This window comes from Pseudomonas brassicae (assembly GCF_010671725.1).
Classification (GTDB): domain Bacteria; phylum Pseudomonadota; class Gammaproteobacteria; order Pseudomonadales; family Pseudomonadaceae; genus Aquipseudomonas; species Aquipseudomonas brassicae.
Genome location: NZ_JAAHBU010000454.1, coordinates 1 through 4,674, shown reverse-complemented (window position 1 = coordinate 4,674; position 4,674 = coordinate 1). Strand labels below are relative to the sequence as shown.

At 65.7% G+C, this 4,674-nt stretch carries 2 protein-coding genes and 2 pseudogenes; 1 reads left to right on the top strand and 3 read right to left on the bottom strand.

The window, feature by feature from the left end; genetic code table 11:
* Positions 1-82 precede the first annotated feature (82 nt).
* From G3436_RS24260 to gnd, 3 genes and pseudogenes are all read right to left on the bottom strand, one after another.
* A pseudogene (locus tag G3436_RS24260) lies at positions 83-1,878 on the bottom strand (glycoside hydrolase family 15 protein).
* An 11-nt stretch (positions 1,879-1,889) separates the two neighbouring features.
* Positions 1,890-3,389 (bottom strand): glucose-6-phosphate dehydrogenase, encoded by a 1,500-nt coding sequence (gene zwf / locus G3436_RS24255; protein WP_163950397.1) that lies wholly within the window; start codon positions 3,387-3,389, stop codon positions 1,890-1,892.
* Positions 3,386-4,372, bottom strand: a pseudogene (gene gnd / locus G3436_RS24250) (phosphogluconate dehydrogenase (NAD(+)-dependent, decarboxylating)); the annotation flags it as partial. The pseudogene gnd and the gene zwf, both read right to left, overlap by 4 nt.
* 191 nt (positions 4,373-4,563) lie before the next feature.
* Between gnd and G3436_RS28040 the strand changes: the two are divergent.
* Positions 4,564-4,674 (top strand): DUF6026 family protein (locus G3436_RS28040; protein WP_243667298.1); only part of this gene is annotated, 111 nt, incomplete at its 3' end.

Here is a 4,674-nt window from a genome sequence, read left to right as displayed (position 1 = left end):
CAGCTCCCACAAGGACCGCGGTGCGCTCGGGATCACCACTGTACCTGTGGGAGCTGGCTTGCCAGCGAAGAGGCCGTTCTGGTCAGCCGCAATTGGCCCGGTCACGCACCGGGCACTGCGCCCGGTGCAGGTTCAGTGCCGTATTGATGATGCCGATATGGCTGAACGCCTGCGGGAAGTTGCCCAGCATCCGCCCACCGCGCGGGTCGTACTGCTCGGCCAGCAGGCCCACGTCGTTGCACAGCCCGCACAGGCGATCGAAGAGCGCCTGGGCCTGCGCTTCACGCCCCAGCAGTACATACACGTCGGCCAGCCAGAACGAGCACACCAGGAAGGTCCCCTCGCCCGGGCTCAAGCCATCGCAACCGCTGTCGCTGTCGTACCGGCGCACCAGCCCGTCATGCAGCAGGCGCTGTTCGATCTGCGCCAGGGTGGCGAGAAAACGCGGATCATCCGCTGGCAAAAATCCGGTCAGGGCAATCTGCAGCAAGCTGGCATCCATCTCCTGCGAGCCATACGCCTGCACGAAACAGCCACGCGCTGCATCCACGCCCTGCTCGCACACCTCACGATGAATCTGCGCCGCCACTTCACGGTAGTGCGCGGCCTGCGCCTTGCCCTCCTCGGTCGGCTCGCTGAGGCTGGCAGCCCGGTCGAACGCAACCCAGGCCATGACCTTGGAATGCGTGAAGTGCTGCTGCGGCCCCCGTACCTCCCAGATGCCCTCATCGGGGTTGCGCCAGATGGTCTCCAGGTACGGCATGATCACCCGCCCGACCGCGGCACTGCGTGGCAGCCGCGCCAGCCCGCCACGCATGGCCTGGCACAAGGCATCGGCCACTTCGCCATAGATATCCAGCTGATGCTGCACCGCTGCGGCATTGCCCACCCGTACCGGCTGCGAGCCCTCGTAGCCGCCCAGCCAGGGCAGCTCGTACTCGGGCAGCCGCCGCTCGCCGGCCAGGCCGTACATGATCTGCATCTGCTCCGGGTTGCCGGCCACCGAGCGCAGCAGCCACTCGCGCCAGGCCTGGGCCTCCTCGAAGTACCCCAGGTTCATGAACGCCAGCAGGGTCATGGTCGCATCGCGCAACCAGCAGTAGCGGTAGTCCCAGTTGCGCGCGCCGCCCAGGTGCTCGGGCAACGAGGTGGTCGGTGCCGCCACGATGCCACCCGTGGGCGCGTAGGTCAGCGCCTTGAGGGTGATCAGCGAACGCTTGACCCGCGCCGTGTTCGCGCCCACCGCGGGGCAACGGGCGGCGAACGCGCGCCACTGCTGCGCCGTGTCCTGCAGGGCCTGTTCAGGGTCGAACGCCGGCTGCAACGGCAGGTGCGAAGGCTGGTGGGTCAGGCTGAAGGTGTGGCGCTGGCCGGGGCGCAGCGTGAAGCGGCTGCCGGTGTGGTGATCACGGGCCTGGGTGCCGACCGTGCTGCGCAGGGTCAGCCGGTCGGGGCCAGCCACGGCCGTGAGCGCAATGGGTCGAGTTTCTCGACCCACGGTACGCTGCTGCCGTAGTCGAAGCGCATCACCAGGTCCATGTCGAATTCGACCTCGCCCTCCAGGCCCTCGACGATGCGCACCACACTGTGCTGTGCGGCCAGCGGCATGCAGTCGATCAGCCGTGCACGGCCGCCTTGGGTGACAAAGGTGGTATGCAGGATCAGCGTGTCTTCAAGGTACTCGCGCATCACCTGCAGCACCGGCGCGCGCGGTGCGATCTGCCAGCGCCCGTTCTCTTCGCTGCCCAGCAACGCGGCAAAGCAGGCCGGCGAGTCGAAGCGTGGAAAACACAGCCAGTCCAGCGAGCCATCCCGGCCCACCAGCGCCGCGCTGTGACAGTTGCCCAGCAATGCGTAGTCTTCGATTGCGCCCGCCATGAACCTCCCGTTCAACCAATGCTGTGCCAGACCCGCCGATCACGGGCCAGCAGTTCGTCGGCCGCTTCAGGGCCATCTTCGCCGGCGGCATAGGGCTGCACCTCGCCGCCCTGTGCCCAGGCATCCAGGAACGGTTGCACCGCACGCCAGCCGTTCTCAATGTTGTCGGCGCGCTGGAACAGCGTCTGATCGCCCGTGAGGCAATCGTAGATCAGCGTTTCGTAGCCCGTGGAGGGCTGCATCTTGAAGAAGTCCTTGTAGGCGAACCCCAGTTCGACGTTCTCCATCGCCAGGGTCGGCCCCGGCCGCTTGGCCTGCAGGTCGAACCACATGCCCTCGTTGGGCTGGATCTGGATCTTCAGGTAGTTGGGCTTGGGCCGTTCGGCATCGCTGTCGCGAAACTGCGCGTAGGGCGCCGGCTTGAAGCAGATGGCGATCTCGGTGTCGCGCACGCTCATGCGCTTGCCGGTGCGCAGGTAGAACGGCACGCCGACCCAGCGCCAGTTGTCGATCATCACCTTGAGCGCGACATAGGTTTCGGTCTGGCTGTCGGGGTCGACCCGTGGTTCCTCGCGGTAACCCGCAAGCTTCTTGCGCCCCTGCTTGCCCGCCGTGTACTGGCCACGCACCGAGTTCTTCAGCGCCATGGCCTTGGACCACGGTCGGATGGCGCCGATCACCTTGGCCTTTTCACTGCGTACCGCGTCGGCACCGAATGCGGCAGGCGGCTCCATCGCCACCATCGCCAGCAGTTGGAACAGGTGGTTGGGCACCATGTCGCGCAGCGCACCGGTGGTGTCGTAGAACGCGCCACGGGTTTCCACGCCCACCGTCTCGGCGGCGGTGATCTGCACGTGGTCGATGTAGTGGTTGTTCCAGAATGCTTCGAACAACCCGTTGGAGAAACGGCTGACCAGGATGTTCTGTACGGTTTCCTTGCCCAGGTAATGGTCGATGCGATAGATCTGCTTTTCGTTCATCACCTTGAGCAGGCAGGCGTTGAGCGCCTCGGCGCTGGCCAGGTCCGAGCCGAACGGTTTCTCCACCACTACCCGCCGAAAACCGTTGGCCTCGTCGAGCAAGCCGGCAGCCCCCAGTTGCTGGACCACACCGCTGAAAAAGCGCGGCGACGTGGCCAGGTAGAAAATCGCGTTGCCGGTGCGGTTGTTCTCGATGCGCTCGGCAATGGCCTGGTAGGTGGCCGGCTCCAGAAAGTCGCCCGTCAGGTAGCCGATGCCTTTGGCCAGGCGCTTCCACACCTTGTCATCCAGGTGTGTGGTGGCGCCCTCGCCCTTGTCACGCTCGCGCATGAAGGCTTCCAGGCGCTCGGCGAACGCGCTGTCGGTGGCCGGGTTGTGGTCCACCCCGACGATGCGCAGGCGCTTGTCCAGCAGGCCGTCGCGGCTGAGGTTGTACAGCGCGGGCATCAACAGGCGTTTGACCAGGTCGCCGTTGGCGCCAAACAGAAACAGGGTACAGGCCGGTGCCGCTTCGACGTCATGTGCACTCATTCGGACTTCTCGACATGGCCACCAAAACCGAAGCGCATCGCCGACAGCAGCTTGTCACCATAGGTGCCCTGTTGCTGGCGTGAGCGAAAACGGGCGAACAGCGCGCTGGACAGCACCGGTACCGGCACCGCCTGCTCCACCGCCGCGTCGATGGTCCAGCGCCCTTCGCCGCTGTCCGACACCGAGCCGCTGTAGCTGCCCAGTTGCGGGTCGGCTACCAGCGCATCGGCGCTCAGGTCCAGCAGCCACGAGGTGACCACGCTGCCACGGCGCCATACCTCGGCGATCTCGGGCAGGTTGAGGTCGAAACGCTGGTCGGCCGGCAGGCTGTCACTGGCCTTGCTCTTGAGGATGTCGAAGCCTTCGGCGTAGGCCTGCATCAGGCCGTACTCGATGCCGTTGTGGACCATCTTCACGTAGTGCCCGGCGCCGGGCGGGCCGGCGTGGATGTAGCCTTTCTCGGCGCGCGCGCTGGGGCCACTGCGCCCACGCGTACGCGGGATGTCGCCCTCGCCTGGGGCCAGGCTGGCGAACAGCGGCTCTAGGCGCTCGAACACCGCCTGCTCGCCGCCGATCATCATGCAGTAGCCGCGCTCCAGCCCCCATACGCCACCCGAGGTGCCGACGTCGACGTAGTGCAACTGGCGCTCGGCCAAGTGCTGCGCGCGACGGATGTCGTCCTTGTAGAAGGTGTTGCCGCCGTCGATGATCACATCGTCGGCCTCCAGCAGGTCGGCCAGTTGCGCGATGGTCTGCTCGGTGGCCTCGCCAGCCGGCAGCATCACCCACACCGCACGCGGTTTATCCAGTTGCTGCACCAGCGCGGCCAGGTCGTTGGCGCCCTTGGCGCCCTCGGCCAGCAGCGTGTCGATGGCCGGCGCGTGACGGTCGTGCACCACGGTGTGGTGCCCATCACGCATCAGGCGCCGTGCAATGTTGCCGCCCATGCGGCCCAGCCCCACGATTCCCAGTTGCATGTGCCGATGCTCCGTAAAAGGTAAAAAGCCTGCTCAGGCCCTGAAGGTTAGTCCAGACCAGAGCGCGTTGGTTTCATGACCAACGGCGCGACAGCGATAAACAAAAAAGTTCCCTTGGGGAGAAAAAGAATTCAGAATCGCGGCCGATCGAGCGTCTACGCTTTAAACCATGTACCAGACCATTTGCGAGGTGTGCAATGGGAACCTTTCTGCCAGCCAGCCCTCCCCAGACGCTTTACGTCAGCGTACGCCGCGATGAGCTGCGCCGCCTGAAGGACGAGCGCGACCAGTTGCAGCAGCAGGTCGCG